Origin of the sequence: Mesorhizobium sp. LMG17149 (genome assembly GCF_024518695.1) — a bacterium.
GTDB lineage: Bacteria > Pseudomonadota > Alphaproteobacteria > Rhizobiales > Rhizobiaceae > Mesorhizobium.
The window spans coordinates 582,415-606,501 of sequence record NZ_JANIFL010000002.1 but is presented as its reverse complement, the minus strand read 5'-3'; the positions used below and the strand labels follow the sequence as shown (position 1 = coordinate 606,501).

General features: G+C 62.6%; 22 protein-coding genes. 6 read left to right on the top strand and 16 right to left on the bottom strand.

Annotated features, from left to right (window positions below; translation table 11 throughout):
- Positions 1 to 4: 4 nt before the first annotated feature.
- Genes NP945_RS06215 through NP945_RS06205 form a run of 3 tightly spaced genes read right to left on the bottom strand, consistent with a single transcriptional unit; the run spans position 5 to position 880 of the window.
- Positions 5 to 166, bottom strand: coding sequence for a hypothetical protein (locus NP945_RS06215; RefSeq protein ID WP_013532900.1), 162 nt, complete (start codon positions 164 to 166; stop codon positions 5 to 7).
- A 36-nt stretch (positions 167 to 202) separates the two neighbouring features.
- The gene (locus NP945_RS06210) at positions 203 to 580 is read right to left on the bottom strand and encodes a hypothetical protein (protein WP_013532899.1); all 378 of its coding nucleotides are present in this window, start codon (positions 578 to 580) and stop codon (positions 203 to 205) included.
- 12 nt (positions 581 to 592) lie between these two features.
- Positions 593 to 880, bottom strand: a complete 288-nt coding sequence (locus NP945_RS06205; protein ID WP_027036059.1) for a hypothetical protein — start codon at positions 878 to 880, stop codon at positions 593 to 595.
- A 287-nt stretch (positions 881 to 1,167) separates the two neighbouring features.
- Between NP945_RS06205 and NP945_RS06200 the strand changes: the two genes are divergently transcribed.
- The 4 genes from NP945_RS06200 to NP945_RS06185 all read left to right on the top strand — a co-directional run bounded on the left by NP945_RS06200 (position 1,168) and on the right by NP945_RS06185 (position 5,134).
- Positions 1,168 to 2,301 (top strand): aminomethyltransferase family protein, encoded by a 1,134-nt coding sequence (locus NP945_RS06200; RefSeq protein WP_256745838.1) that lies wholly within the window; start codon positions 1,168 to 1,170, stop codon positions 2,299 to 2,301.
- Positions 2,302 to 2,443: 142 nt separating this feature from the next.
- Entirely contained in the window at positions 2,444 to 3,040 is a 597-nt protein-coding gene (locus NP945_RS06195) for a dimethylamine monooxygenase subunit DmmA family protein (RefSeq protein WP_256745837.1), read from the top strand.
- Positions 3,037 to 4,002 (top strand): PDR/VanB family oxidoreductase, encoded by a 966-nt coding sequence (locus NP945_RS06190; protein ID WP_256745836.1) that lies wholly within the window; start codon positions 3,037 to 3,039, stop codon positions 4,000 to 4,002. Before NP945_RS06195 ends, NP945_RS06190 begins: the two co-directional genes overlap by 4 nt.
- A gap of 91 nt (positions 4,003 to 4,093) precedes the next feature.
- Complete coding sequence (locus tag NP945_RS06185; protein WP_256745835.1) at positions 4,094 to 5,134, top strand: DUF3445 domain-containing protein; 1,041 nt, start codon at positions 4,094 to 4,096, stop codon at positions 5,132 to 5,134.
- Between the two features lie 119 nt (positions 5,135 to 5,253).
- Here the strand turns inward: NP945_RS06185 and NP945_RS06180 are convergent, their stop codons facing one another.
- The gene (locus tag NP945_RS06180) at positions 5,254 to 5,625 is read right to left on the bottom strand and encodes an endonuclease domain-containing protein (RefSeq protein WP_127320072.1); all 372 of its coding nucleotides are present in this window, start codon (positions 5,623 to 5,625) and stop codon (positions 5,254 to 5,256) included.
- A 150-nt stretch (positions 5,626 to 5,775) separates the two neighbouring features.
- Entirely contained in the window at positions 5,776 to 6,492 is a 717-nt protein-coding gene (locus tag NP945_RS06175; RefSeq protein ID WP_127811053.1) for an XRE family transcriptional regulator, read from the bottom strand.
- Positions 6,493 to 6,804: 312 nt separating this feature from the next.
- Between NP945_RS06175 and NP945_RS06170 the strand changes: the two genes are divergently transcribed.
- Positions 6,805 to 8,163, top strand: a complete 1,359-nt coding sequence (locus NP945_RS06170) for an NAD(P)-binding domain-containing protein (protein WP_256745834.1) — start codon at positions 6,805 to 6,807, stop codon at positions 8,161 to 8,163.
- A gap of 11 nt (positions 8,164 to 8,174) precedes the next feature.
- On the opposite strand, the gene NP945_RS06165 is transcribed toward NP945_RS06170, so the two are convergent.
- From NP945_RS06165 to NP945_RS06140, 6 genes are all read right to left on the bottom strand, one after another.
- Positions 8,175 to 10,157 (bottom strand): proline/glycine betaine ABC transporter permease, encoded by a 1,983-nt coding sequence (locus NP945_RS06165; RefSeq protein ID WP_256745833.1) that lies wholly within the window; start codon positions 10,155 to 10,157, stop codon positions 8,175 to 8,177.
- Entirely contained in the window at positions 10,154 to 11,239 is a 1,086-nt protein-coding gene (locus NP945_RS06160) for a glycine betaine/L-proline ABC transporter ATP-binding protein (protein ID WP_256745832.1), read from the bottom strand. The genes NP945_RS06165 and NP945_RS06160 overlap by 4 nt, the downstream gene beginning before the upstream one ends.
- Before the next feature lie 75 nt (positions 11,240 to 11,314).
- On the bottom strand, positions 11,315 to 12,289 hold the full coding sequence (locus tag NP945_RS06155; protein ID WP_256745831.1) for an ABC transporter substrate-binding protein: 975 nt from the start codon (positions 12,287 to 12,289) through the stop codon (positions 11,315 to 11,317).
- A 420-nt stretch (positions 12,290 to 12,709) separates the two neighbouring features.
- On the bottom strand, positions 12,710 to 13,474 hold the full coding sequence (locus NP945_RS06150; RefSeq protein ID WP_128288793.1) for an SDR family oxidoreductase: 765 nt from the start codon (positions 13,472 to 13,474) through the stop codon (positions 12,710 to 12,712).
- An 89-nt stretch (positions 13,475 to 13,563) separates the two neighbouring features.
- Positions 13,564 to 14,433 carry a DUF427 domain-containing protein gene (locus tag NP945_RS06145; protein WP_127397595.1) on the bottom strand — a complete coding sequence of 290 codons (870 nt, stop codon included), beginning with the start codon at positions 14,431 to 14,433 and terminating at the stop codon, positions 13,564 to 13,566.
- Positions 14,434 to 14,450: 17 nt separating this feature from the next.
- Positions 14,451 to 16,106 (bottom strand): ABC transporter substrate-binding protein, encoded by a 1,656-nt coding sequence (locus NP945_RS06140; protein WP_127811050.1) that lies wholly within the window; start codon positions 16,104 to 16,106, stop codon positions 14,451 to 14,453.
- Positions 16,107 to 16,219: 113 nt separating this feature from the next.
- On the opposite strand from NP945_RS06140, the gene NP945_RS06135 reads away from it, so the two are divergent.
- The gene (locus NP945_RS06135; protein WP_127270260.1) at positions 16,220 to 17,122 is read left to right on the top strand and encodes a LysR family transcriptional regulator; all 903 of its coding nucleotides are present in this window, start codon (positions 16,220 to 16,222) and stop codon (positions 17,120 to 17,122) included.
- Between the two features lie 26 nt (positions 17,123 to 17,148).
- Here NP945_RS06135 and NP945_RS06130 read toward each other — a convergent pair whose 3' ends face one another.
- From NP945_RS06130 to NP945_RS06110, 5 genes are all read right to left on the bottom strand, one after another.
- On the bottom strand, positions 17,149 to 19,179 hold the full coding sequence (locus NP945_RS06130; protein WP_256745830.1) for an ABC transporter ATP-binding protein: 2,031 nt from the start codon (positions 19,177 to 19,179) through the stop codon (positions 17,149 to 17,151).
- A complete protein-coding gene (locus NP945_RS06125; RefSeq protein WP_256745829.1) occupies positions 19,172 to 20,050 on the bottom strand; it encodes an ABC transporter permease in 879 nt (292 codons plus the stop codon). The genes NP945_RS06130 and NP945_RS06125 overlap by 8 nt, the downstream gene beginning before the upstream one ends.
- Positions 20,047 to 21,000 carry an ABC transporter permease gene (locus NP945_RS06120; protein ID WP_127328474.1) on the bottom strand — a complete coding sequence of 318 codons (954 nt, stop codon included), beginning with the start codon at positions 20,998 to 21,000 and terminating at the stop codon, positions 20,047 to 20,049. The genes NP945_RS06125 and NP945_RS06120 overlap by 4 nt, the downstream gene beginning before the upstream one ends.
- Positions 21,001 to 21,070: 70 nt before the next feature.
- On the bottom strand, positions 21,071 to 22,735 hold the full coding sequence (locus NP945_RS06115; RefSeq protein WP_127811046.1) for an ABC transporter substrate-binding protein: 1,665 nt from the start codon (positions 22,733 to 22,735) through the stop codon (positions 21,071 to 21,073).
- A 167-nt stretch (positions 22,736 to 22,902) separates the two neighbouring features.
- Positions 22,903 to 24,087, bottom strand: a complete 1,185-nt coding sequence (locus NP945_RS06110; protein WP_256745828.1) for a mandelate racemase/muconate lactonizing enzyme family protein — start codon at positions 24,085 to 24,087, stop codon at positions 22,903 to 22,905.

The window sequence follows — 24,087 nt, the reverse complement described above, 5'->3', positions numbered from 1 at the left end:
TCACTCAGATCCGGTGTTTTTCGGAAGTGGCTTCCAGTTCGCCCTCGCGCGAGGAGGTCAGCACCTCTTCGGAGAAAGTCGTGTCAACCTTGAACCAGTCGTAGAGCATCCACAAAGCGAGCACGATCGAGATGCCCCAGCATGCGTAAGAGAGTGCCACCCACATGATCGTGTCCCCCGAATTAAATCGTCCTCAGAACTCTTACTTGTCGTCGAATTTTTCGTTGATGACGTCGCGATATTCGCGGTCTGATGCACGAAACAGGAAGACGAAATAACCGATCAGCACCGCCGCCATGATGATCAGCGTCGGCCAGTCGATGACATAGTGGAAGCGGTTCTGGATGATGTCGTGCGCGGTCTCGGGCGTATAGCCGAGCTTTTCCCAGATAGACGCCATGGTCGGGTTCTGGCCTAGCGCTTCCCAGGTCTTGGCGTCGAGCGCGTCGATGGATTTCGCCGCGCCGGCGAGGCCCAGCTTGAGCGGTAGCCACAGTGCCACGAAAATGGCGACGACGACGACGGCGATGTCGAAAACCTGCCCGGCCTTGCTTTGTTCCGGCGGCGTGTAGCGGGACATCTCTTCTACCCCTCAGGACTTGCGGTTGCGGAACGCGTCGGCGTTCTTGATATCGAGCCCGTAGATGAATTCCTTGTCTTCCTTGTAGTGCTTGACCATCGCCAGGATGGCGGCCGTGTTGAAGATCAGCACGGCGGCGGCGGCGATCGCGACCACGGCCTTGATGCCGCTGTGCGGGATGTAGGGCCATGTCATGAGGAGGACGAAGAGGATCGTCGCCCACAGGCAGACGATCAGGAGCGCGGCTCCGCGCACGTCGGAACGGTACAGCGCTTCGATGCGCTGCTGCATGTCTGACATCGGTTTCTCCCCTTTTTCCGCCGTCCGGTTCCGAATCTCCCGTCCGCCGTCCTCTTTCAACAGAGTGAAATTTTTTTCATAAGTTCTGTCTGAATCCCGCAATTGTCAAGCGCGATCTACGTGGGGTTAACCGTTTGGTTTGCGCGGCGGATTTTGCCTGACAATGAAATTAATTGCTTATGGGTATTGCGGCGCCCGGAGGTTTGCGATCAATATTCGGCCAAAGCTCCCGCCGCTGCGCAGGGGGCAGGGAACAGCAGAGCATTATCGAAACGGAGGACGAGCGGATGACGGCATCCTGGAGATTTTCGACCCTGGCGGATCGCCACCGAGCGCTCGGTTCGAAGCTCGAAGACTGGAGCGGCATGGGAACCGCCTGGACCTACGACAAGGATGCCGACGAGGAGTACATCGCCATCCGCACCAAGGCTGGTCTGATGGATGTCTCCGGTCTCAAGAAGGTCCACATATCAGGGCCGCACGCCTCGCATCTCATCGACCTCGCCACCACACGCGATGTCGAAAAGATCTATCCCGGCAAGTCGGCCTATGCCTGCATGCTGAATGAGGCGGGCAAATTCACCGACGATTGCATCCTCTACCGCACCGGCCCCAACGCTTGGATGGTCGTGCATGGTTCGGGCACCGGCCATGAGGAGTTGCAGCGGGCAGCTATGGGCCGTGACGTCTCGCTGCGCTTCGACGACAATCTGCACGATCTGTCGCTGCAGGGCCCGACAGCAGTCGATTATCTGGCCAAGCATGTGCCGGGCATTCGCGACCTCAACTATTTCCATCACATGCAGACGCAGCTGTTCGGCTTGCCCGTCATGATTTCGCGCACCGGCTATACCGGCGAGCGCGGCTACGAGATCTTCTGCCGCGGCCAAGATGCCGGCACGATCTGGGACAGGATCCTCGACGAGGGCAAGAGCGCCGGCATCATTCCGTGCCGCTTCACCACGCTCGACATGCTGCGCGTCGAAAGTTATCTGCTCTTCTACCCCTACGACAATTCGCAGAAGTATCCGTTTGAGAACGAAGGTCCGGGCGACACGCTGTGGGAACTCGGCCTCGACTTCACCGTCAGCCCCGGCAAGACCGGCTTTCGCGGCGCCGAGGAGCACTATCGCCTGAAGGGCAAGGAGCGCTTCAAGATCTATGGCGTGCTGCTCGACGGCAAGGAGCCGGCCGATGAAGGAGCGCCGGTCTATCGCGACGGCAAAAAGGTCGGCGTGGTGACCTGCGCCATGTATTCGCCGCTGGTCGAGAAATCGATGGGCATCGCCCGGCTCGACGTCGACTGCGCGGTCAAGGACACCAAGCTCGAAATCCGCAACAAGAGCGGTGCCATCAAGGCCACCGCCCAGCCATTGCCATTCGACGATCCCAAGAAGACCAAGCGCACGGCGAAAGGTTGAGGCATAGTCAACACCGAGGGGTTCGAGCAATTCCAGGAAAAGTGTGAAACGGTTTTCCGTCCGGAATTGCGTCAAAGCAAAGAGATAGAGCGGTCCGCCGTTTCTATGAAACGGTGAAGCGCTCGAAGGCACGAAGACATAAATGGCAGCCAAAAGCATCATCAGCCGGCCCGTTTACGGAACCTTGTCTCCGCAACCCGGCAAGCATCATCTTTTCATCGCGGATGCAGAAGGGGCGCTGGCGATAGCGGAGATGGCCGGGAGGGCGCCGCCCGGGTTTTTCGACGACGCCGAAATCGTCTTCATTCCCGGGCTTGACGGCAAACATGCCGTCGCGCTCGAAGCGTTGAAGCCGGCGCAGCTCCATCTGGCGCCGTCCTTCGCCAGCCTGCTGCCACGGCTCCGGCAGACACTGGCCAACGCGCATATGGGCTTGCGCCTCTACCTCGCTGGCACCGAGGGTCTGATCGGCCAGGCCATGCAGGTGGCGCTTGAAGCCGGCATCGACCACACTTCGATCCAGACCGAGCACCGCGGCTCGCTGGCGCGGCGCATGCAATGTGTCCATTGCAAGGGCATCACCGAGAATGTGACGACGCAGCCGGCGACCTGCGCGCATTGCGGCCTGCTGCTTCTGGTGCGCGACCATTATTCCAGGCGCATCGCAGCCTTCCAGGGCGTCTGCATCAATGCGGAAGATCGCTCGGAGATTCCTCCGATGGAGGAGATTTTTCGATGAGCACCGGAACAACAAAACTCGATGTCGTTGTCAGCGACGTCGTCCCGGTCAACGACCTCGTCACCCGCTTCCATTTTCGCCGGCGCGACGGGCAGCTTTTGCCGACTTTTTCCGGCGGCGCCCATGTCGTGGTCGAGATGCGCGACGGCGAACGCACCAGGCTCAATCCCTATTCGCTGATGGGCTCGCCGCTCGATACGCGCGAATACACGATCTCGGTGCGGCGCGACGATGTCGGCCGTGGCGGCTCGCTGTTCATGCACCGGAGCGTCAAGCCGGGCATGGAGATGGTGGTCAGCTACCCCGTCAACCTGTTCTCGCTCGACCTGCGCGCCAAAAAGCATCTGATGCTGGCCGGCGGCATCGGCATCACGCCGTTCATGGCGCAGACCGCTCAGCTTGCGGCGGAAGGCGGCAATTTCGAACTGCACTACACCTGCCGCACCGCATCGCTCGGCACCTATGCCGATGTGCTGCGCGAGCGCTACGACCGCCGGGTCAGGCTCTATCATGACGACCTCGACGAGCGCATCGAACTCGACCGCTTGCTGTCGACGCAGCCGCTCGGCACGCATCTCTATGTCTGCGGCCCGGCCGGCATGATCAACTGGGTGCGCGATCGCGCGGCAAGCCTCGGCTGGCCGGCGGAAACCGTGCATTTCGAGCATTTCGCGGCACCCCAGCCCGGACTGCCTTTCGACGTGACGCTTGCCGTCAGCGGCAAGTCGATCCGCGTCGACGAACAGCAGAGCCTCTTGGAAGCGATTGAGGCGGCCGGCGTCGATCCGCCCTATCTCTGCCGCGGCGGCGTCTGCGGCCAGTGCGAGACCAACGTCATTTCTTGCGACGGCAAGTTCATTCACAACGACCACTGGCTGAGCGAGGAAGAGCACCGTTCGGGCAAGAAGATCATGCCGTGCGTGTCGCGCTTCGAAGGCCGTTCGCTGGTCCTGGAACGGTAGAGCATTTTGCAGCCAAGTGGATACACTTGGCGTCGCAGAAATGCGGCTAAAACAAAGAGATAGAGCGGGCAGCCCGCTCTAGGAGAAAATCATGGGCATCACCTTTCGCAAGGAAACGTTCCGCGACGACTTCACCTTCAAGAACAGCCCTGAGCACATCAGGCGCTTCCCGTTCCCGTTCCACGAAGACGCCTACATGTATGCGGTCAACATCGAGCCGCATGTCGTCGGACCCAGGGGCAGCGTGCTGGAAAACCTGATCGACGTCGATGAGCACTATGTCGCCGAGATGCAGGACCGCGCACTGGTGCTGGCCGAGGATCCGCTGCGCTGCCAGTCGCTGCCGCACATGACGCTGGCCGGCTGGGATCTGCTCGAGCTTTTGATGGAGCAGCAGGCGCTGGGCTATCCCGAGCATTTCACGCTGACCCGCGACGGCGATCGCTGGCGCTGGGTCAACCGGCCGCTTGGCATCGACGACACCTTCACTTTCGGCGACACCTCGACGCTGCCTTACGGGCCGATGGAGTACATCACGCGGCAGAGCCAGGGCGATTTCTGCATCCTCGACCAGCGCGACGGCAATCTGTGGATGGATGCCGGCATGGTCACCACCCAGGCCGACTGGTCGCTCGATTTCGACATCGGCATGAACTTCTTCGAATGGCACGCTCCGGTGCCGCTGGCGCATGAGAAGGGGATTTTCGTCAGGGCGCTGAAATTCCTCACCAACATCCAGCAAGGCAAGCCGGCTCGACGCCTGAACTGGACGATGACCATCAATCCGCGCCTCGACACCAGCCCCGAGAACTACCACAAATGGGGGCCGGACCGGGCGACGGTGACGCCGGAGAATGTCGGCGACAAGGTGCATCTGCGGGTCGAACTGCAGAGCTTCTGGCGGCTGCCGCGCTCCAACGGCATCGTCTTCCCGATCCGCTGCTATCTGATCAAAATGGATGAACTGGTGACGCAGCCAAAATGGGCCCGGCGCCTGCACCGCGTCATCCGCGACCTGCCTGACGAACTCGCCAACTACAAGGGCCTGACACGCTATCGCCCGGCGTTGGTCGAGTGGCTGTCGAAGCTGGACGATGGGAGCGCGACGAGCCCAGGGTTTGGGCCGGATTGAATAGCTGATGTTGGCGCTGCCCCCAAAGCAGCCAATCTCCCCCCAAGAGGGGGAGATGCCCGGCAGGGCAGAGGGGGGCGCCGTGGAGCGCCTGCCTTGCCCAATCTCCACCTCCGCGCTTACGACGCGTCGCCCAGCCCAGCCACAATCACGACATGCTGGCAGACATTGTCGATATCGCGAATGACATCGTCGTTCCAGAAGCGCAGGACCGTCCAGCCCAGCGCTTCGAATTTGGCGGTTCTTGCAGCGTCCGATTCCGACGTTTCGGCCCGGCCATGCTGGGAACCATCAAGCTCGACGATCAGCTTTTTGTCCGGGCATGCAAAATCGACGATATGGCCGGCGATAGGCATCTGGCGCCGAAACCCCAGTCCCATCAGCCTGTGTGCCCTGATCTCATTCCAAAGCTTGAGTTCGGCATCGGTCATCACCTTGCGCATCGTGCGCGCATTGCGGCGGCTGTTGGCGGATACCAGATTGTGCGTCATCGCGGTTCGCCCCCCTCTGTCCTGCCGGACATCTCCCCCTCCAGGGGGGAGATCGAATGTCACTTCAGCTTTCGCCAATCACCAGTGCAAAAGAGGAGCCGTCGCGAAGCCGATCTCCTCACGAGAGACCAAGGGGAGATCGAGTCCCGCTTAACCCGCGCTCTGCGGATAGCAAATAATCGACAGATAGCGCATCGGCAGTTTCGTCAGTTGCTCCGGCCCGTGCGGCGCGTCGGCGTCGAAGAACAGGCTGTCGCCGGGCTTCATCGGGTAGAGGTTGCTGCCGTGCCGGTAAACGACCTCGCCTTCGAGCATGTAGAGGAACTCCATGCCCTCATGCTGGAAGGTCGGGAACACATCGGAATCCTCGGTCAGCGTGATCAGATAGGGCTCGACGACGACGCCGCTGGTGTTGGATCCGATATGGCCGAGCAGGTTGTACTGATGACCGGCACGGGTGCCGCGGCGCTCGACATCGAGACCTTGGCCGGCCTTGACGAAGACGGCGCTGCGCTCTTCCTCGAAGCGGCGGAAGAAGGCGGTGACCGGAACGCCGAGCGCGCGCGACAGCGCCTGCAAAGTGGTCAGCGACGGCGAGGTGATGCCGTTCTCGATCTTCGACAGCATGCCGAGCGAAATGTCGGTGGCGACCGCGAGATCGGCGACAGTGATGCCGAGCTTCTTGCGGAAGGCGCGCACCTCGCGGCCGATCGCCACCTCCAGCACTTTCTCGCGCGTGTCGCGAATGGCATGCGGGTTCTGCGTCAGCGGCGCGCGGATGGTCTTGCCATCGGCCGAAACCTTTGGCGCCGGCTTGGCCTTTGCATCGCCGGGACCAGCCTTGGAATCGGAAACCTTCTTCGCCATGTCGCCCCCGGCACTCCTGCGGATTTATTTCACTCTAGGTGAACATGTCAGGTGCCGATACAGCAGCGCAACTGCGACGGCAAGTCGCCTGAAAGCGCATGCGCGCGATCCGGCGTTTGGCCGCGTCCGGTTTTTCTCAGGAAATCCACCGCGGCGGAACCCAGTTTCAGCACCGGACTGTTGACAGCACGAAAGGGCCAATTACTGTCCCTGTGAGTGAAATTTGTTTCGTAAGAGCAATTCCGGGAAAAGCGCATAGCCCCTTGGGAATTGCGTCAAGACAAAAGTCGAAACCAGATCGGGAGGCCTGCCATGAAAAGTCGCGTTGCCGTCATCGGAGCCGGCCCGTCCGGCCTGGCACAGCTCAGGGCCTTCAAGTCGGCGGCCGACAAGGGCGCCGACATTCCCGAAATCGTCTGCTTCGAAAAGCAGTCGGACTGGGGCGGCCTGTGGAATTACACCTGGCGCACCGGTCTCGACGAGCATGGCGATCCGGTGCATGGCTCGATGTACCGCTACCTCTGGTCGAACGGACCGAAGGAGTGCCTGGAATTCGCCGACTACACCTTCGAGGAGCATTTCGGCCGGCCGATCGGCTCCTATCCGCCGCGCGCCGTGCTGTGGGACTACATCAAGGGCCGCGTCGAAAAATCCGGTCTTCGCAAATGGGTGCGCTTCAACAGCCCGGTGCGCATGGTCACCTTTTCCGACGCGACGAAGAAATTCACTGTCACCGCGCATGACCGCACCAACGACGTCACCTATTCCGAAGAGTTCGACAATGTCGTCGTTGCCTCCGGCCACTTCTCGGTGCCCAACGTACCCTATTTCGAGGGCTTTTCGACCTTCAACGGCCGCATCCTGCACAGCCATGATTTCCGCGACGCGATGGAGTTCAAGGGCAAGGACATATTGATCATCGGCCGCTCCTATTCGGCCGAGGACATCGGCTCGCAATGCTACAAATATGGCGCCAAATCCATCACCTCCAGCTACCGCTCGAAGCCGATGGGCTTCAAATGGCCGGAGAATTGGCAGGAAGTGCCGCTGCTGCAGAAGGTCGTAGGCAAGACAGCCCACTTCAAGGACGGCACCACTAGGGATGTCGACGCCATCATCCTGTGCACCGGCTATCTGCATTCCTTCCCCTTCCTCACCGACGATCTGAAGCTCAAGACCGCCAACCGCATGTGGCCTCTCGATCTCTATGAAGGCGTCGTCTGGGAGAAGAACCCGCAGCTTTCCTATATCGGCATGCAGGACCAGTTCTACACCTTCAACATGTTCGACGCGCAGGCCTGGTTCGCCCGCGACGTCATCATGGGCCGCATCGAACTGCCCTCGGCCGAGGCGATGGCTGCGCACGGCGCGAAATGGCGCGCACGCGAGGAAACGCTCGAAGACGCCGAGCAGATGATCTGGTTCCAGGGCGACTACACCAAGGAATTGATGGACCAGACCGACTATCCGGGCTTCGACGTCGAGGCGGTCAACCAGACCTTCATGGAATGGGAACACCACAAGGCGGAGAACATCATGGGCTTCCGCGACCACGCCTACCGCTCGCTGATGACCGGCACCATGGCGCCGCTGCATCATACGCCGTGGCTGCAGGCGCTGGACGATTCGATGGAGAGCTATCTCGAGGTGAAGGGCGTCGCGGCGGAGTAGGGCGGCGCCTGCTACCCCAGCCTTGCCCTGGCCTTCGCCGTCCAGGCGCCGAACAGCCGGTCGGCGACAATGCCGATGAAGGCGATGGCCAGACCCGCGACGATGCCGCGACCGGAATCGGCCTTGGACAGCGCGATGAACACTTCCTGGCCGAGATCGCGCGTGCCGACCATGGCGCAGATGATGATCATCGCCAGCGCCATCAGGATCGTCTGGTTGACGCCCAGCATGATTTCGGGAAGCGCCAGCGGCAGTTGCACGCGAAAGAAGGTCTGGCGCGGCGTGCAGCCCGAAACCTTCGCCGCCTCGATCAGCGCCGGCGGCACCTGCCTGATGCCGTGATTGGTGTAGCGGATGGCAGGCACCACGGCGAAGGCTATCGTTGCGATCATCGCCGTGACGTCGCCGACCCGAAACAGCATCACCACCGGGATGATGAAGCAGAAGGACGGCAGCACCTGCAGCGTGTCGATGACCGGCGTGACGATCTTCTCGAAGCGGTCGCTGCGCGAAGCCATCAGCCCGATCGGGATGCCGACCAGGCAGGCGATGAAGGCCGAGATACCGCAGAGATAGACGGTTGCCATGGTCTTTTCCCACAGGCCGGTGATGGCGCAGAAGGCAGTCAGCGCTGCCACCAGCGCGGCCAGCCGCAGGCCGGAGAGCTGATAGCCGGCAAGGCCGAGCAGGAACACCGCGCCCAGCCAGGGAAACCCTTCGCAAAAGGCACGCAGCGGGTTCAGCAGATTAAGGATCAGCGTCACGCGGAACGCTTCGATCGTGTCGAAGAAATTGATCGTCACCCAGTTCACCGCTGCTTTCCACAGCGGCGCGGTGGTGAAGGTGATCGCTTTTGGCACTCCCGCGAAGGCTGGCACGAACAGACCGAGCAGCGTTGTCACGACAAGGATGGCGATGGCCAGCGTCAGATTGGGGTAGCGCCGCCAGAGGCTCGGGCGCATCTCCTGATGGACATGGCCCTCTGCCTGCTTGTGCGCGATGGCCTGGCTCAGCCGGTCGAGCGCGATGGCGAGCGCCACGATGGCAAGGCCGGCTTCCATCGCCTCGCCAACCTTCAGCGCGCGCAGTGCCAGGAGCACGTCGTAGCCGAGGCCGCCGGCGCCGATCATCGAGGCTATGATCACCATGTTCAGCGCCAGCATGATCACCTGGTTGACGCCGACCATCAGTGTCGGCCGTGCCGAGGGCAGCAGCACTCGCCACAGTTTCTGCCGCGCCGTGCAGCCTGCCATCTCGCTGAAATCGTCGATTTCCGATGGTACCCGCGACAGGCCCAGCATCGTCGCCCGCACCATCGGCGGGGTGGCGAAAATGGCGGTCGCGATCATCGCCGAGACCGGGCTGTTGCCGAACAGCAGCAGCATCGGGATGAGATAGGCGAAGGTCGGAATCGTCTGCATCAGGTCGAGGGCAGGGGAGACGATAAGCCTTTCGGCCCATGGCCTGCGCCACGCCCAGATGCCGGCGAACAGCCCGGTGACGATACAGAACGGCACGGCGATGGAGATCAGCGCCAGCGTCAGCATGGCGCTGGTCCATTGGCCGAACAGGGCGATGTAGAGGAAGCAGCCGCCGACCAGCAGGCTGAGTTTTCTGCCGCCAGCGGCATGACCGGCGAGGAAGGCGGCGGCGCAGACGCCGACCCAGGACAGGCGCGGCAGGATATAGGCGTCAGCGCCGTGGCCGATCTTGAAATTCTTGGCCAGTAGATTGAGCGCGAAATCGAGGGGAACGCCGAGCACAGCGGTGATCGAGCGGGTCAACCAGGACAGGTTCGACTTGATCCAGCGCATCAGCGCGCTGACCCAATCGGCGACCGGCACGACGGCGCTTGCCGGATAGTTGACGGCCCAGGGCAGGCGGTCCTGCAGCAAGAACACGACAAGCACGGCGGCAAGCGCGAACACCCAGACCAGCAGCCAGACCTGAATCGGTCGCGACCGCGTCTCGCTGGCGCTTGCTGTCACCGTCATGCGCCGACCCTTGAGCGATCGATGCCGGCCAGCAAATCAATCACCGCTTGCGGCGTCACCTCGCCGATCGGCTTGCCGGTGCCGTTGACCACCGCGAACGGCTTGTTGGCGGCAACGATACCGGCCGAGAAGCTGGCGATCTTGGCATCTGGGGCAACGGTGCCGCCATGCTCCGAGCCGTCGCAGGCGCGCATTAGGCTGCGTGCCGAGATCACCTTGGCGCGGTCGACGTCGCGGGTGAACTCGGCGACATAGTCGGTCGCCGGATTGACCACCAACTCCTCCGGCGTGCCGATCTGGATGACCTCGCCATCCTTCATGATGGCGATGCGGTCGGCCAATCGGATGGCCTCGTCGAAATCATGGGTGATGAAGACGATGGTCTTGTGCAGCATGGTTTGCAGCCGCATCAGCTCATCCTGCATTTCGCGGCGGATCAGCGGGTCGAGCGCCGAGAACGGCTCGTCGAGGAACCAGATTTCCGGTTTTGTCGCGAGGCTTCGGGCGATGCCGACCCGCTGCTGCTGGCCGCCGGACAATTCGCGCGGATAGAAATGCTCGCGGCCACGGAGCCCAACGAGTTCGATCACCTCGCGCGCCCGTGCCTCGCGTGTCGGCCGGTCCTGCCCCTGGATGCTGAGCGGGAAGGCGATGTTCTCCAGCACGTTGAGGTGCGGCAGCAGGGCAAAATTCTGGAACACCATGCCCATGCGGTGTCGTCGCAACTCGATCAGCGCTGCATCCGAAATCTTCAGCAGATCCTTGCCTTCGAATTCGACCTTGCCGTGGGTCGGCTCGACCAGCCTCGACATGCAGCGCACCAGCGTCGACTTGCCGGAGCCCGACAGGCCCATGATGATGAAGATCTCGCCCTGGCGGATTTCGAGGTCGACGGCGCGCACCGCGCCGACCAGCCCGGCGGCTGTGACGTCGGCCATGCTGGCCTTGCCGTCGCGTTCGCGGATGAAATTGGCCGCGTTCGATCCGAACAGCTTCCAGACATTGCGGCAGGCAAGCTTTATCGGGCGGGCATCTTTTGGCGTGCCCGCCCCCTTGGCGCCCTGTTCAGTCTTGTCCGTCATTCAAACGTCCTTCTGGAGCACAAGAACCGAGGCCCGCCTGATCAACTGCCGGGTCTCATCTTCCAGTCGGAACGATCACTGCGCCCAGGCTTTCCAGTCGGCCTCGTGGGCGGCGATCCAGGCGGCCGCGACGTCTTCCGGCGTCTTGCCGCCGAGATCGATCTCGCCGCTCATCTTGTTGAGCTCGTCGGTGTCGACCGTGTAGGCCTTGGCCACCTTGTAGGCGACCGGCCATTTGTCCTTCATGCCGGCCCAGGAGTACTTCCAGATCTCGCCATGCGGCTTGCCGCAATCATATTTGGCGTCGGGGTTGGTGCCCCATTTCGGGTCGTTGTAGCACTCGGCCGTGTATTCGGGGAATTCAACCCATTCGCCCTTGTATTTGGCCGGCGCCCAATGCGGCGAATAGATCCACAGCATGATCGGCGCTTTGCGCTGATAGGCCGAGTCCAACTCGGCGAACATCGCCGCGTCGGTGCCGGCATGGATGACGGTGAAGGGCAGTTTCAGCGCTTCGACGCGCTCGTCGTCAAAGCCTTCCCATGTTACCGGGCCGCCGAGATAGCGCCCCTTCGGTGCGGTCTCCGCCGTCGAGAAGGCTTCGGCGCATTTCGGATCCTTCAGCGCTTCCCAATTGGGCAGGCCGGGGCACTTCTCCTTCATGTATTCGGGAAACCACCATTCTTCCTTGGCCTTGGGGCCGAGCTTGCCCAGCCGTTCGGTCTGGCCTGTCGCATCGGAGGCCTTCATGGCCTCGCCGGCGGTCGTGTCCCAGAATTCCATGCCGACATCGAGATCGCCATTGGTGAGGCCTGTGGTCAGGCTGGAAAGATAGTCGGCGGTCGGATACTCGACTGTGTAGCCGAGCTTTTCCAGGATGCCGCCGAGGATCTTGGCGTTCAGATTGACGCTGGTCCAATCGAACAGCGCGATCTTGATCGGATCGTTGGATTCCGGTGCGGCGGCTTGGGCGAAAGGTGTCAGTGCACTCGCCGCGGCGAGTGCGAAGGCTCCCATTGTTAAGTTCGAAATCACACTGCGAAGTGACATGCTTGTTCTCCTTCAAGCTGTGAAAATTATCGTTCGTTCCCTTCTTGCGGCTTTTTCTTGATTGTGTTGGAAAGACTGGTCTTTGCGCAAGACCGTCGGCGCCAAATTATTGCCCCGGCTTTGGCCAGTGCAGGCAAGATGGTGCTCAGTTCTGGTGATAATGGAACAGGATCGGAGTGTCGGCGTCATGACTGCCGACGGATCGCTGAGGGAGCGGTCATCTGCGGATCGATTGCCAGTCCTGCGGCGCCCTGCAAGGTGCGAGCCATCAAGGTCGTATGATCTCGGCTACCCGCCTGGTAAGCCCCATCTCGCCAAGGCCGTTTCATAGGATGAAATTATATATACCAAGGTTCATGTCGCGCAACGACTAACGCTTCGCGAGACGTACAAATTCAGACTGCAGGCGAAGCTGAGCTCTTACCAGCAGACGTAGCCGCCATCGACAATCAGGTCGAGGCCGGTGACGAAGCTCGCTGCGCGGCTGGCGAGGAACACCGTCGGCCCGACCATTTCCTCCGGCGCCGCCATGCGCCCCATCGGCGTGTCGCGCTTGAAGATCTTCACCTCTTCCGCCACCTCTGGCCGCTTGTTCATCGGCGTCAGCGTGTAACCGGGACTAACCACATTGACGCGCAGGCCGCGATCGGCCCACTCCATGGCGAGGCTCCTGGACATGTGGATGACGGCAGCCTTCGAAGAGTTGTAGTGCGCCTGCGTCAGGCCGCGGTTGACGATGGTGCCCGACATCGAGGCGATGTTGATGATCGAGCCCTTGCCTCGCGCCAGCATCTTGCGCGCTTCGGCCTGACAGGACAGGAACACGCCGGCGACATTGACGTCGTGAACCTTCTGCCACGTCTCCAGCGGCATCGTCTCGGCGGGCTCGGAGCCGGCAATGCCGGCATTGTTGACGGCGACGGTCAGCGCACCGAGTTCGCTCTCGACGCGATCGATCGCCGCCGCGAGATCGCTCTGCGATGTCACTGTACCGGTCAGCACCAGCGCTTTGCGGCCGAGCGCCGTGATCCGGTGCGCGGTTTCGTCCAGCCCACCCTTCGATGCATGGCCGAAACAGGCGACGTCAGCGCCTGCCTCGGCGAGCCCGATCGCGATTGCCTGGCCGATGCCGCTGCCGGCGCCGGTGACCAGCGCGACATCGCCGTTCAGTTTGAAAAGATCCATCGAGTGCCCTCCCTGGCCCAGGGAGGGTATGCGCTGAGCCGTGCTTCGATCAAGCGCCCGCGCGCAAATGGCTCAAGCGGCGTCGATACTCAGAAATAACCGCTCGACGCGGCCGTGGCTTCCTTCGGGATTTCGACGCCGTCGACCAGGATCTTGTCGACCAGTTCGTGGTGGAAGCAGACCAGCCCCTTGATGCGCTCCGCCTCGTGCACCGGCTCGGGATAATACCAGACCAGGTTCTCGTGACGCTTGGCCTTGGTCGTCACGTGATAATAGTTGGAGATGCCCTTGTAAGGACAGCGCGAAATGTAGCGGCTGGGCGCGAACATATCGAGCCGCGTGTCGGCGATCGGCAGATAGTGGCGCACCGGATGGCCGGTCTCGAACAGGAACACGCCGCGGCGTGAATCGGCGACCTGTTCGCCGTCGAGAATGACCTGCACGCGCCGCGACGACGGGAGGCAGTCGACCCGGCGGAACGGATCGCGGGCGTGGACGAAGATCTCCTCGTCCTCCTCGAACCAGTGTCCCATCTTGCTCCAGGTGAACGACATGTAGTCGGATATTGGCGGACAGCCCTTGACCGGATCGAGATAGCGCCAGGCCGCGTCCTCGACCAGCGTGATGCCGGTGTTGAGTGAATAGTGGGTGGCTGTGCCCTTGAACGGGTCCTCTGTCGTCGTCTTGCTCGGCAGCAGGAATTCCTCGCGAACGTCGCCGATCGGGAAGTAGTAGACCGGCAGGTGATCGGATTCGTAGAACACCAAGGCATTGGTCGTATCGGCCACGGTCATCGATCCCACCTGCACACGCAGGCGCTTCTGCGTCGGCATGGTGAAGGCTATGTAGCCCGGCTCGAATTCATACTGCACGATGGTGTCGAGCAGCGGAAAATGCGGCCCACGGCCGCGCAGATGGGGCTTGCGAATGGTAGTCTCCCGTTTTGTTTCTTTTGTCATCGGGCGCTGGCGCACGATCAGCTCAACGACACGCGGTCGAGCAGCAGGCCGGCCGCGATCGGCGGAAGGCCGCTGACATTCTTGCGCACCGGCACCAGCAGATCGGGGAAATAGCTGAAGATGACAGGCGTCTCGTCGAGCAGCAATTTCTGGATGTCAGAGGCGGCAGCGCGCTGCGCGCCGGCATCGAGCGCCTTGAGATAGCTGGTGACCATGCCATCATAGGCCGGGCTCTTGAAATGCGCCGCGTTCCAAGGGCCGTCGCTGACCAACGGGCTCTTGAGGAAGACGTTTGGCACGCTGCGATGCGCGTAGTCGGTGATGCCGAGCGGGCTGTCCAGCCAGTCCGACTGGCCGAACACCGCTTTGCCGTAATATTTGTCCTGGTCCTCGATGTTGAGCGAGATGCGCGCACCGATCTCCTTGGCGAAATTCTGGAACAATTGCGCATAGCCCGGAATGTCGGAATAGCGCAGCGTGGTCAGCGTGATGTCGAAGCCTTCGGCGAGACCCGCCGCCTCGAGCAACTGCTTGGCCTTGGCGATGTCCTGGACGCGTTGCGGCACCGACTTGTCGGTCGCCGGGAAGGCCGGCGCGAACGGGCTGTCATTGCCAGTCGCCGCCATGCCGCGGCACAAGCCGTCGACCAGCTTGGCGCGGTCGATGCACAGCGCCAGCGCCTGGCGCACGCGCTTGTCGGTGAAGGGGCCGGTGTCGCAGCGCATGTGCAACTGGCGGTGCGCGGTCGAAGCGACACGCAAGACGGTGATATCAGGACTGTTCAGCACGACCTGGCTGACATCGAGCGGGACGGCATCGAGAATGTCGACCTCGCCGGCCTGCAGCGCCAGGATGCGCGGCTGCACATCGCCGTAGAACTTGAATTCGAGCCGGTCGGGCAGCGCCTTCTCACCCCAATAGTCGGGGTTGCGGATGAAGGTCGCGCCGACCTTTGGCGTGTAGCTTTCCAACCGGAACGGTCCGGTGCCTTCGAACGTCTTTTCGTAATCGCCCTTGTAGCTCGCCGGCAGGATGACGGCGTTGTAATTGTCGATCGACACTGAATAGGGAAAGCTGCCATTCGGCGCATCGAGATGGAAGGCGACGGTGTGGTCGTCGACCTTCCGGGTGCCGCCCTTCGAAAGAAGGCCTTTGAACACCGAAAGCGCGTTGGAAGCGCCGTTGGGATCGGCCAGCCGGTCGAAGGTCGCGACGACGTCGTCGGCCTTGAAATCCTCGCCATTGTGGAATTTCACGCCCTTGCGCAGCTTGAAGGTCCACACGCTGCCATCCTCGTTCGGCGCCCAGCTCTCTGCCAGCACAGGCTTCAAAGTGAGGTCCGGCTGCGTGATGCAGAGAAACTCGGCGGTTTGGAAAACCAGCTGGTAGCTGCCGCTGTCATAGTAGGTGACGGGATCGATGGCGCCGCCCGGCGTCGCCACGCCGGCGCGCACCGTGCCGCCCGGCTTGCCCTCGGCGCGGGCCTGCTGGGTGCCGAGGCCGGCGGCCGCGACAAGGCTGCCCAGGAACGGCAAGGAAAGCCCAAGCACGCTGCCATGGCGCAGGAAGTCACGGCGGTCCATCCTGCCGGCCAGCAATTCGTCAACAGCGGAATTTTCGATTGCAGTGAGTGTTCTGCGAGCGTTGTCGATCATCCGGAAATGCTTGGGCATGGCTGGATTCCTCGCTTGTCTTGGGGTTCAGCCATCTAGTTCATTGTTGACTGCCGCCGGAAAGCGATATTTTTTGATAGGAGTCATCGAAATTTTCGATGCAGGAGGTGGGCATGGACACTGAGAATCTGCGCAGCTTTCTCGAAGTCGCCACCCATGGCAGCTTCACCGTCGCGGCCAGCCGGCTCAACCTCGCCCAGTCCACCGTCAGTGCGCGGATCAGGGGGCTGGAGGAGCAGTTGGGCCGCCGGCTTTTCGTGCGCGACCGCGATGGCGTCACGCTGACGCCGGCCGGCCGGCAGTTCCTGCCGCATGCCTCGTCGATCACCCGCACCTGGGAGCAATCGCGGCAGGACATCGCCGTTCCCGATGGTTACGAGACCTTGCTGCGGCTGACCGCGCCGGCCTATCTGTGGGATCGCATCACCTCGCCATGGGTCGAGTGGATGCGCGCCAGGCGGCCGAACGTGGCGCTGCGGCTGGAGGGCAGCTTTCCGGACTCGGCGATCGACCAGCTGGCGGAAGGCCTGCTCGACATCTGCATCCTCTATCTGCCGCGACCGCATCCCGGCATTGTCTACGAGACGCTGGCCGTCGATCAGGTCGTGCTCGTCCAGCACGCCGCACAGACCAAGCCATGGACCGAAAACTATATCCTGATGGACTGGGGACTGGAGTTCCGCATCGAGCACGACCGCGCCTTTGCCGGCATGGTCAAGCCGGCGATTTCGGCCGGGCTGGTCTTCATCGGACTGCAGCACGTGCAGTCGCAGCAGGCCGCCGCCTATCTGCCGCTCAGTGCCGTCAGCGGTCATATCGAGCGTGGCGAGATGCGGCGCATCGACAACGCTCCGGTATTCCAACGGCCGATCTACCTCGCCTATCCCTCGAATCCCGTGTCTTCGGATGTTCTGGATGTCGCGCTCACAGGCCTGCGCACGCTGGCCAGGGACTGGGCCGAAGGGCAGGGCTTTTCAGAAGGTGACCGTGCTCTCAGCATGGCCGGCCAGATCTGACAGGCCAAGCCACGCGAGCGAGAGCGCTATGCCGGCTCGGTCACGACCGCTCTCTGCAGCCTGGCCAGTTCGGCGTAAGGAATGTGGCAGCGGATGGAATGGCCGGGCTGGGCCTCGCCGAGTGGCGGCTCCTGCTGCTCGCAGATCGGGCCGATCTTGCGCGGGCAGCGCGTGTGGAACACACAGCCCGAGGGCGGATTGGTGGCGCTGGGGATTTCGCCGTCGAGACGAATGCGCGCCGTCTCGGTCTGGTCGAGTTTGGGCACGGCCGACAAAAGCGCCTCGGTATAGGGGTGATGCGGACCGGAAAAGACGTCTTCCGACGGTCCGAGCTCCATGATGCGGCCGAGATAGAGCACGGCGATCTTGTCGGAGAGGTAACGCACCACGGCAAGATCATGCGAGATGAAGATGTAGCTGACGTCTTCCTTTGACTGCAGGTCGGCGAGCAGATTGAGGATGGCAGCCTGCACCGAGACGTCGAGCGCCGAGGTCGGCTCGTCGCAGACGACGATGCGCGGGTCGCCGGCGAAGGCACGCGCGATGGCGACGCGCTGCTTCAGGCCGCCGGAGAGCTGGCGCGGCTTGACGGCCAGATGCCGGTCGGTGAGCCGCACCGAGCGGACGAGGTCGTTGAGACGAGCCTCCAGCGCCTTGCCGGAGAGGCCGGCCAGCCGCTTCAGCGCGCGGCCGATCAGATGGCGGATCGAATGTGAGCGGTTGAGTGCGGAGTCCGGGTTCTGGAAGACGATCTGCATCGCCTTGATCTGGTCGTCGCTGCGGTTCTCCAGTCGTGGCGCCAGCGCTTTGCCCTCGAGTTCGATGGTGCCGCCTTCGTCGGGCGGTACCAGGCCGAGCAGCAGCCTGGCGAAGGTCGTCTTGCCGCTGCCGGACTCGCCGACCAGCCCGAGCGTTTCGCCGGGTCGCAAATCGAGCGAGACATCCTTGACGGCGCGCAGTGCATGACCGTGGCTGGAATAGGTCTTGTTCAACCCGGCGACGCGCAGCACCGGTGCTGCCGCCGGCTTTGGGGCGGGCGCCACATCGCTCGGTGTGGCACGCGGCAGCGCTTGCGCCTTGTCGTGATGGAAGCAGCGCGACAGCCGGCCGCCCAGATCATAGAGCGGCGGCAATTCGCTGCGGCAGCGATCGTCGGCGAGCGCGCAGCGATCGGCGAAGGCGCAGCCCTTGATGTCGGCCCCGATGCCGGGCAGGAAACCCGGAATGGTGTCGAGCCGGCCCTGATCCTTGCGTTGGCCGCCGCGCGGCAGGCAACGCAGCAGGGCGACCGTGTAGGGATGGCGCGGATCGTTGAACACGACCTCCGTCGGCCCTTCCTCGACCAGCATGCCGGCATAGAGCACGCCGACCCGGTCGCACATGTTGGAAACGACGGCGAGGTTGTGGCTGATGAACAGGATCGAGGCCGACAGTTCCTGCCTGAGCTGTGCGATCAGGTCGAGCACTTCGGCCTCCACCGTCGCATCGAGGCCGGTGGTCGGCTCGTCGAGGATCAGCATCGACGGATCGTTGGCCAGCGCCATGGCAATCGCCACGCGTTGCTGCATGCCGCCGGAAAGCTGGTGCGGGTAGCGCTGCATGACGCTGACGGGGTCGGAGATGCGCACTCGGTTCAGCATCGCAATCGCCCGGTCAGTGGCCGCTCGTCCCGAAACGCCGCCGAGTTCAAAAATCTCGGTCAGCTGACGGCCAACGCGAATCGATGGGTTCAGCGCCTTGCCCGGGTCCTGATAGACCATGGAGACGCTTTCCGCGCGCGCCCGCCTGAGCGCTTCGGCGTCAAGTTTCATCACATTCTGGCCGTCGAGCGAGATCGCGCCGCCGGTGATCGAGCCATTTCTCGGCAGATAGCGCACGACGGTGAGCGCCACGGTGGATTTGCCGCAGCCGGATTCGCCGACCAGCCCATAGGCTTCGCCCTGGCCGATGGTGAGGCTGAGGTTGCGCAGCACGGCGCGATTGCGGCCGGCGACGCGGTAGGCAACCGAAAGATCGGTGAGTTCGAGTGCGTTTTCGGCCTTGGCGGAGTTAGTCATTGAGCGCTCCGTGAACGCCGTCGGCCGCCAGATTGACGCCGATCACCAGCGTGGCGATGGCGAGCGCATCGAACAGCACCGTCCACCAGAAGCCGCCGCCGATCATGCCGTAATTGTTGGAGATCGAGAGCCCCCAGTCGGGTGAGGGCGGCTGGATGCCGAAACCCATGAAGGAGAGCGTGGCGACCGCGAAAATGGCGTAGCCGAGCCGCACGGTGGTTTCGACCAGGATCGGCGGGATGACGTTGGGCAGGATCTCGACGAACATCGTATGCAGGGCACTTTCATGCCTGAGTTGTGCGGCGGCGACATAGTCGAGCTCGCGCTCGGCCAGCACCGCCGAGCGCACGGTGCGCGCGATGATCGGCGCGAAGCTCAGGCCGATGACGACGATGACCGTCGTCTTGGAGGTGCCGAGCGCAACGATGGCCAACAGCGCAACGATGACCACCGGGATCGCCATGAAGGCTTCGAGGATGCGGCTGACGACATCGTCGACGAGACCGCGAAAATAGCCGGTAAGGAGGCCAAGCGCCGTGCCGGCTACCGTCGCCAGCAAGGTTGCCAGCGGTGCGACGGTCAGGATGTCGCGCGAACCGACGATGACGCGCGAGAAGACGTCGCGGCCGATCTGGTCGGTGCCGAACCAGTGTTCGGAAGAGGGCGGCGCCAGCGCGTTGATGATGTCGTCGGCGAGCGGATCGTAAGGTGCGAAATGCTCGCCCAACAGCGCACAGGCAACCCAGAACAGCACGATGGCGAAACCGACAAGGAATGTGCGCGAGCGCAGCAGCGAGTAAAAGACCTCCGCCAGCGGGCCGCGCCGGCGCGTGTCGTCTGGTGTCGGAGAGCTGGTTTGGACGGCGCTCATTGATCTGACCCCAGACGGATACGCGGATTGAGCACGGAATAGAGGAAGTCGGCGACAAGGGTGGCCACGGCATAGACAATGCCGATGGTGAGGATGCCCGACTCCAGCATCGGGAAATCCTTGCCGCGCGCGGCAGTGAAGATCAGCGACCCGATGCCCTGGTAGCGAAACAGCGTTTCGATGACGACAAGGCCGCCGATGAGGTAGCCGGTCTGCGTCGCGATGACGGTGATGGTCGGCAGCAGCGCGTTGCGCAGCACATGCCGCCAGATCACCGTGCGCCAGGGCAGGCCCTTGAGCACGGCCGTTCGCGTGTAATCGGAATCGAGCGCCTCGATCATGCCGGAGCGTGCCATGCGGGCGATGTAGCCGAACAGCACCAGGAACAGCGGCAGCGAGGGCAGGATCAGGTAATAGAGCTGGGTGAAAAAGCCGGCGTCGCGCGGCCATGCGGCTGAGATCGGCAGCCAGCGCAGCCACACGCCGAAGATCAGGATCAGGATGATGCCGGTGACGAACTCGGGCAGCACGGTCACCGACAGGCCGCCTAGGCTGATGATGCGGTCGAGCGGCCGGTTGAGGTTGAGTGCGGCAGCGACGCCGCCGAGGATGCCGATCGGCACCACCAGCACGAAGGCGACCGCCGCCAGCTTCATCGAATTGCCCAGCGCATCGATGACGAAAGGCGCGACCGGCGAGCGGAAGATGTAGGACGTACCCATGTCGCCCTGGACGAAGTTGGAGATCCAGCTCCAGTATTGCGTTAGCAGCGGGCGATCGACGCCGAGCGTGTGATTGAGCGCGTCGACCGCGCGCTGGTCGGCGAACGGGCCCAATATGGCGCGCCCGACATTGCCGGGCAGCACCTGGCCGCCCAGGAACACCATGATGCTGAGCAGGAACAGCGTGACGAGCGACAGCGAGACACGCCGGACAAGGAAGGAGAGAATGGCTAGGACTCCTTGTGGAGCCAGCCCCCATGCGGGAGCTGGCTGTTAGAGGATTGGCTTTCCCTTCCGTTCAGGCCTTCGATGCCTTGTCGAGGAACAGCTGCGACATGGCGGTCGGCTGCACGCCGGCCACACCCTTCGCCGTCGCCGTCAGATAGTCGTAGAAATAGCCGAAGATGACAGGCGTTTCCTCGAGCAGCAGCTTCTGGATCTTGCCGGCGTCGGCCTTCTGTGCCTCGAGGTCGAGGGCTGCGATGTAGCTGGTCGCCAGCGCGTCATAGTCCTTGTTCTTGAAGTGTGCCGCGTTCCAGGTGCCTTCACTCTTCAGCGGTGCCGCGAGATAGACGTTCGGCACGCCGCGGTGACCATAGTCGGTGATGCCCATCACCGAATCCAGCCAGTTCGATTTGCCGAACACCGCGTCTCCGTAATAGCCGCTCTGGTCGAGGATGTTGAGGTCGAGTTGGACACCGATCTCCTTGACCCAGTTTTGGATGAGCTGGGCGTATTCAGGGATTTCCAGGTAGCGTTCGGTGGTCAGGGTTATCTTGAAGCCCTGGCCAAGGCCGGCTGCTTCCATGAGCTGCTTGGCCTGGGCGATATCCTGCTTGCGTTGCGGCACGCTCGTATCGGTCGAAGGGTAGACGGCAGCGAACGGGCTGTCATTGCCCAGAGCGGAGCGTCCCTTCATCAGGCCGGCGGCCAGCTTGTCGCGATCGAGGCAGAGCGCAATGGCACGGCGCACGCGCGCATCCTTCAACGGGCCCTCGTCGCAGCGCATGTGCAGTTGCTGATGGGCCGACGACTTCAGGCTGATGATGTCGACGTTCGGATCGTTGAGCAGAGCGACGCCGGCCAGCACGGGCATCTGGTTGATGATGTCGACCTGTCCGCCCTGCAGCGCCAGGATCTGCGGCTGCATATCGGTGAAGAAGGTGAATTCGGTGCGTTCCGGCAGTGCCTTCGGACCCCAATAGTCTTCGTTGCGGACGAAGGAGGCGCCGACCTTTGCCGTGTATTTCTCTATTCTGAACGGCCCGGTGCCGTCGAAGCTCTTCTCGTAGTCGCCCTTGTAACTCGCCGGGATGATGACGGCGTTGTAGTTGTCGGACGACAGCATGTAGGGGAAGTTGCCGTTCGGCGCATCGAGGTGGAATTCCACCGTGTAGTCGTCGACCTTCTTGGAGGCGCCCTTCTGCAGGATGCCGTTGAACACCGACAGCGCGTTGGACGAGTTTGCCGGATCGGCAAGGCGGTCGATGCTGGCCACGACGTCCTCGGCCTTCATCTCGCCGCCGCTGTGGAATTTTACGCCCTTGCGCAGCTTGAAGGTCCAAACCGTGCCGTTGTCGTTCGGCTTCCAGCTCTCGGCCAGCGCCGGCTGCAGCACCAGATCGGGACCGTCGACGCAGAGAAACTCGGCAACCTGCTGCATGACAAGCAAGCCGCCGGCGTCGGCAATGGTGACCGGGTCGATCGTCGCTGCCGGCACGCTGCTGGCGACACGGATGGTGGCGCCGGGCGCGCCCTGGGCGCGCGCCAGCGACGGCATGCCGCCGAGGCCGGCTGCCATGCCGATACGGCCCAGCAGCGGCAGCGACAGGCCGAGCAGGCTGCCGTGACGGACGAAGTCGCGGCGGCTGACACGACCGTCGACAAGGCCGTCGATCAGGTGATTTTCAAGCGGCGTGCGATTGCGCCGGATCAGGTCGAGAATGCTGTAGTTCTTGCTCATGGGTTTTTACCCTTCCCCTATTTCTTATGGTTGACGAAATTTCGTGGATTGCTCCATTTTCCCGCCGCCAGAGAGGTCTGTCGACCGAAACTTTAGCATGCGGTTTGTCCGGTCCATCCAGTCGTGACGTGGACGTGCCGGATTCCTGGCTGCACTGCTGCCGCCGTCTAGTTCAGCGGCAAACGGCGATAGGTTCTGGGCTTTGCCGGGTCATGATACTTGTTGCACGGTCCTTTCTCGGTAAAGTCTCTGTGACAGGCAGCGAGGTTCTCGCGCGACAAGGTGACGCCGAGACCGGGACCTTCCGGAACGCGCACGAAATTGTTCCTTGGCGAAAACGGCCCTTCCTCGGTGACATCCATCGGCAGCATGCGAAACAGCGACTGGTTCGGCTCCCTGATCCAACCAAGTGCCGCGCACAGGTGCAGATAGGCGGCACTGCCGATGCCGCTGTCGCCGCTGTAGCACCAGAAATCGATGCCGGCATGCTCGCAGGCGCCGACGAAGCGCAGCAGCCGGCCGATGCCGCCATGCGTCGTCGGGTTGCCGACGAAGGCGTCCGGCACCTTGGTCTCCATGGCGCGCGCAATGTCGATGTTGTGGGTCGAAAACGGGATCGAGCAATGGCGCCGCAATTCGCGCATCTCCTCGATCGTCGCCACCGGATCCTCCCAGTTGCGCACGCCCAACTCTTCCAGCGGGCGCGCCAGCCGCCGCGCGGTGCTGAGTGAATAAGCCTGGTTGGAATCGATACGGATCATCGCATCGTCGCCGAGTTTCTTGCGGATCAGCTCGACCATCCTGAGCGAGACTTTCGGATCTTCGGTCGAGAACTTGCCTTCGAAGAAGGTCGTTCCATGCGTCTCGTGCAATTCGACGCAATAGTCGGCGACTTCCTCGGGCGTCGTCTCGCCCTTCACCTTCGGCCCGTCACCGCGCAGCGAAAAATAGTCGGTGAACGGGATGTCCTTGCGCACGGCGCCGCCAAGCAACTGGTAGAGCGGCTGGTTCCACGCCTTCCCGCGCAGGTCCCACAACGCCATCTCGATGGCGCCGAAGGCCATGATGCGGGTGCGGTCGTTGATCGACTGCACGCCGGTCCAAAAGGGCAGGCAGACATGCTCGGCGCCGGCGATGTCGAAGGCATCGCGGCCGACCAGCCGTGGCGCCAGGACATCGTTGATAATCGCGGCCGCCGCTGGCGTCGGCGCTTCGCCAAGGCCAATCAAGCCATCCTCGGTCTCAACCTCGACAATCGTCGGCGAAAATCCGTCGAGCTCGCCGAACACCCAGGCATAGGGCGCTTCGAGGCGCAAATTGATCGGCGTGGCTTTGATGCTGCGGATCTTCAT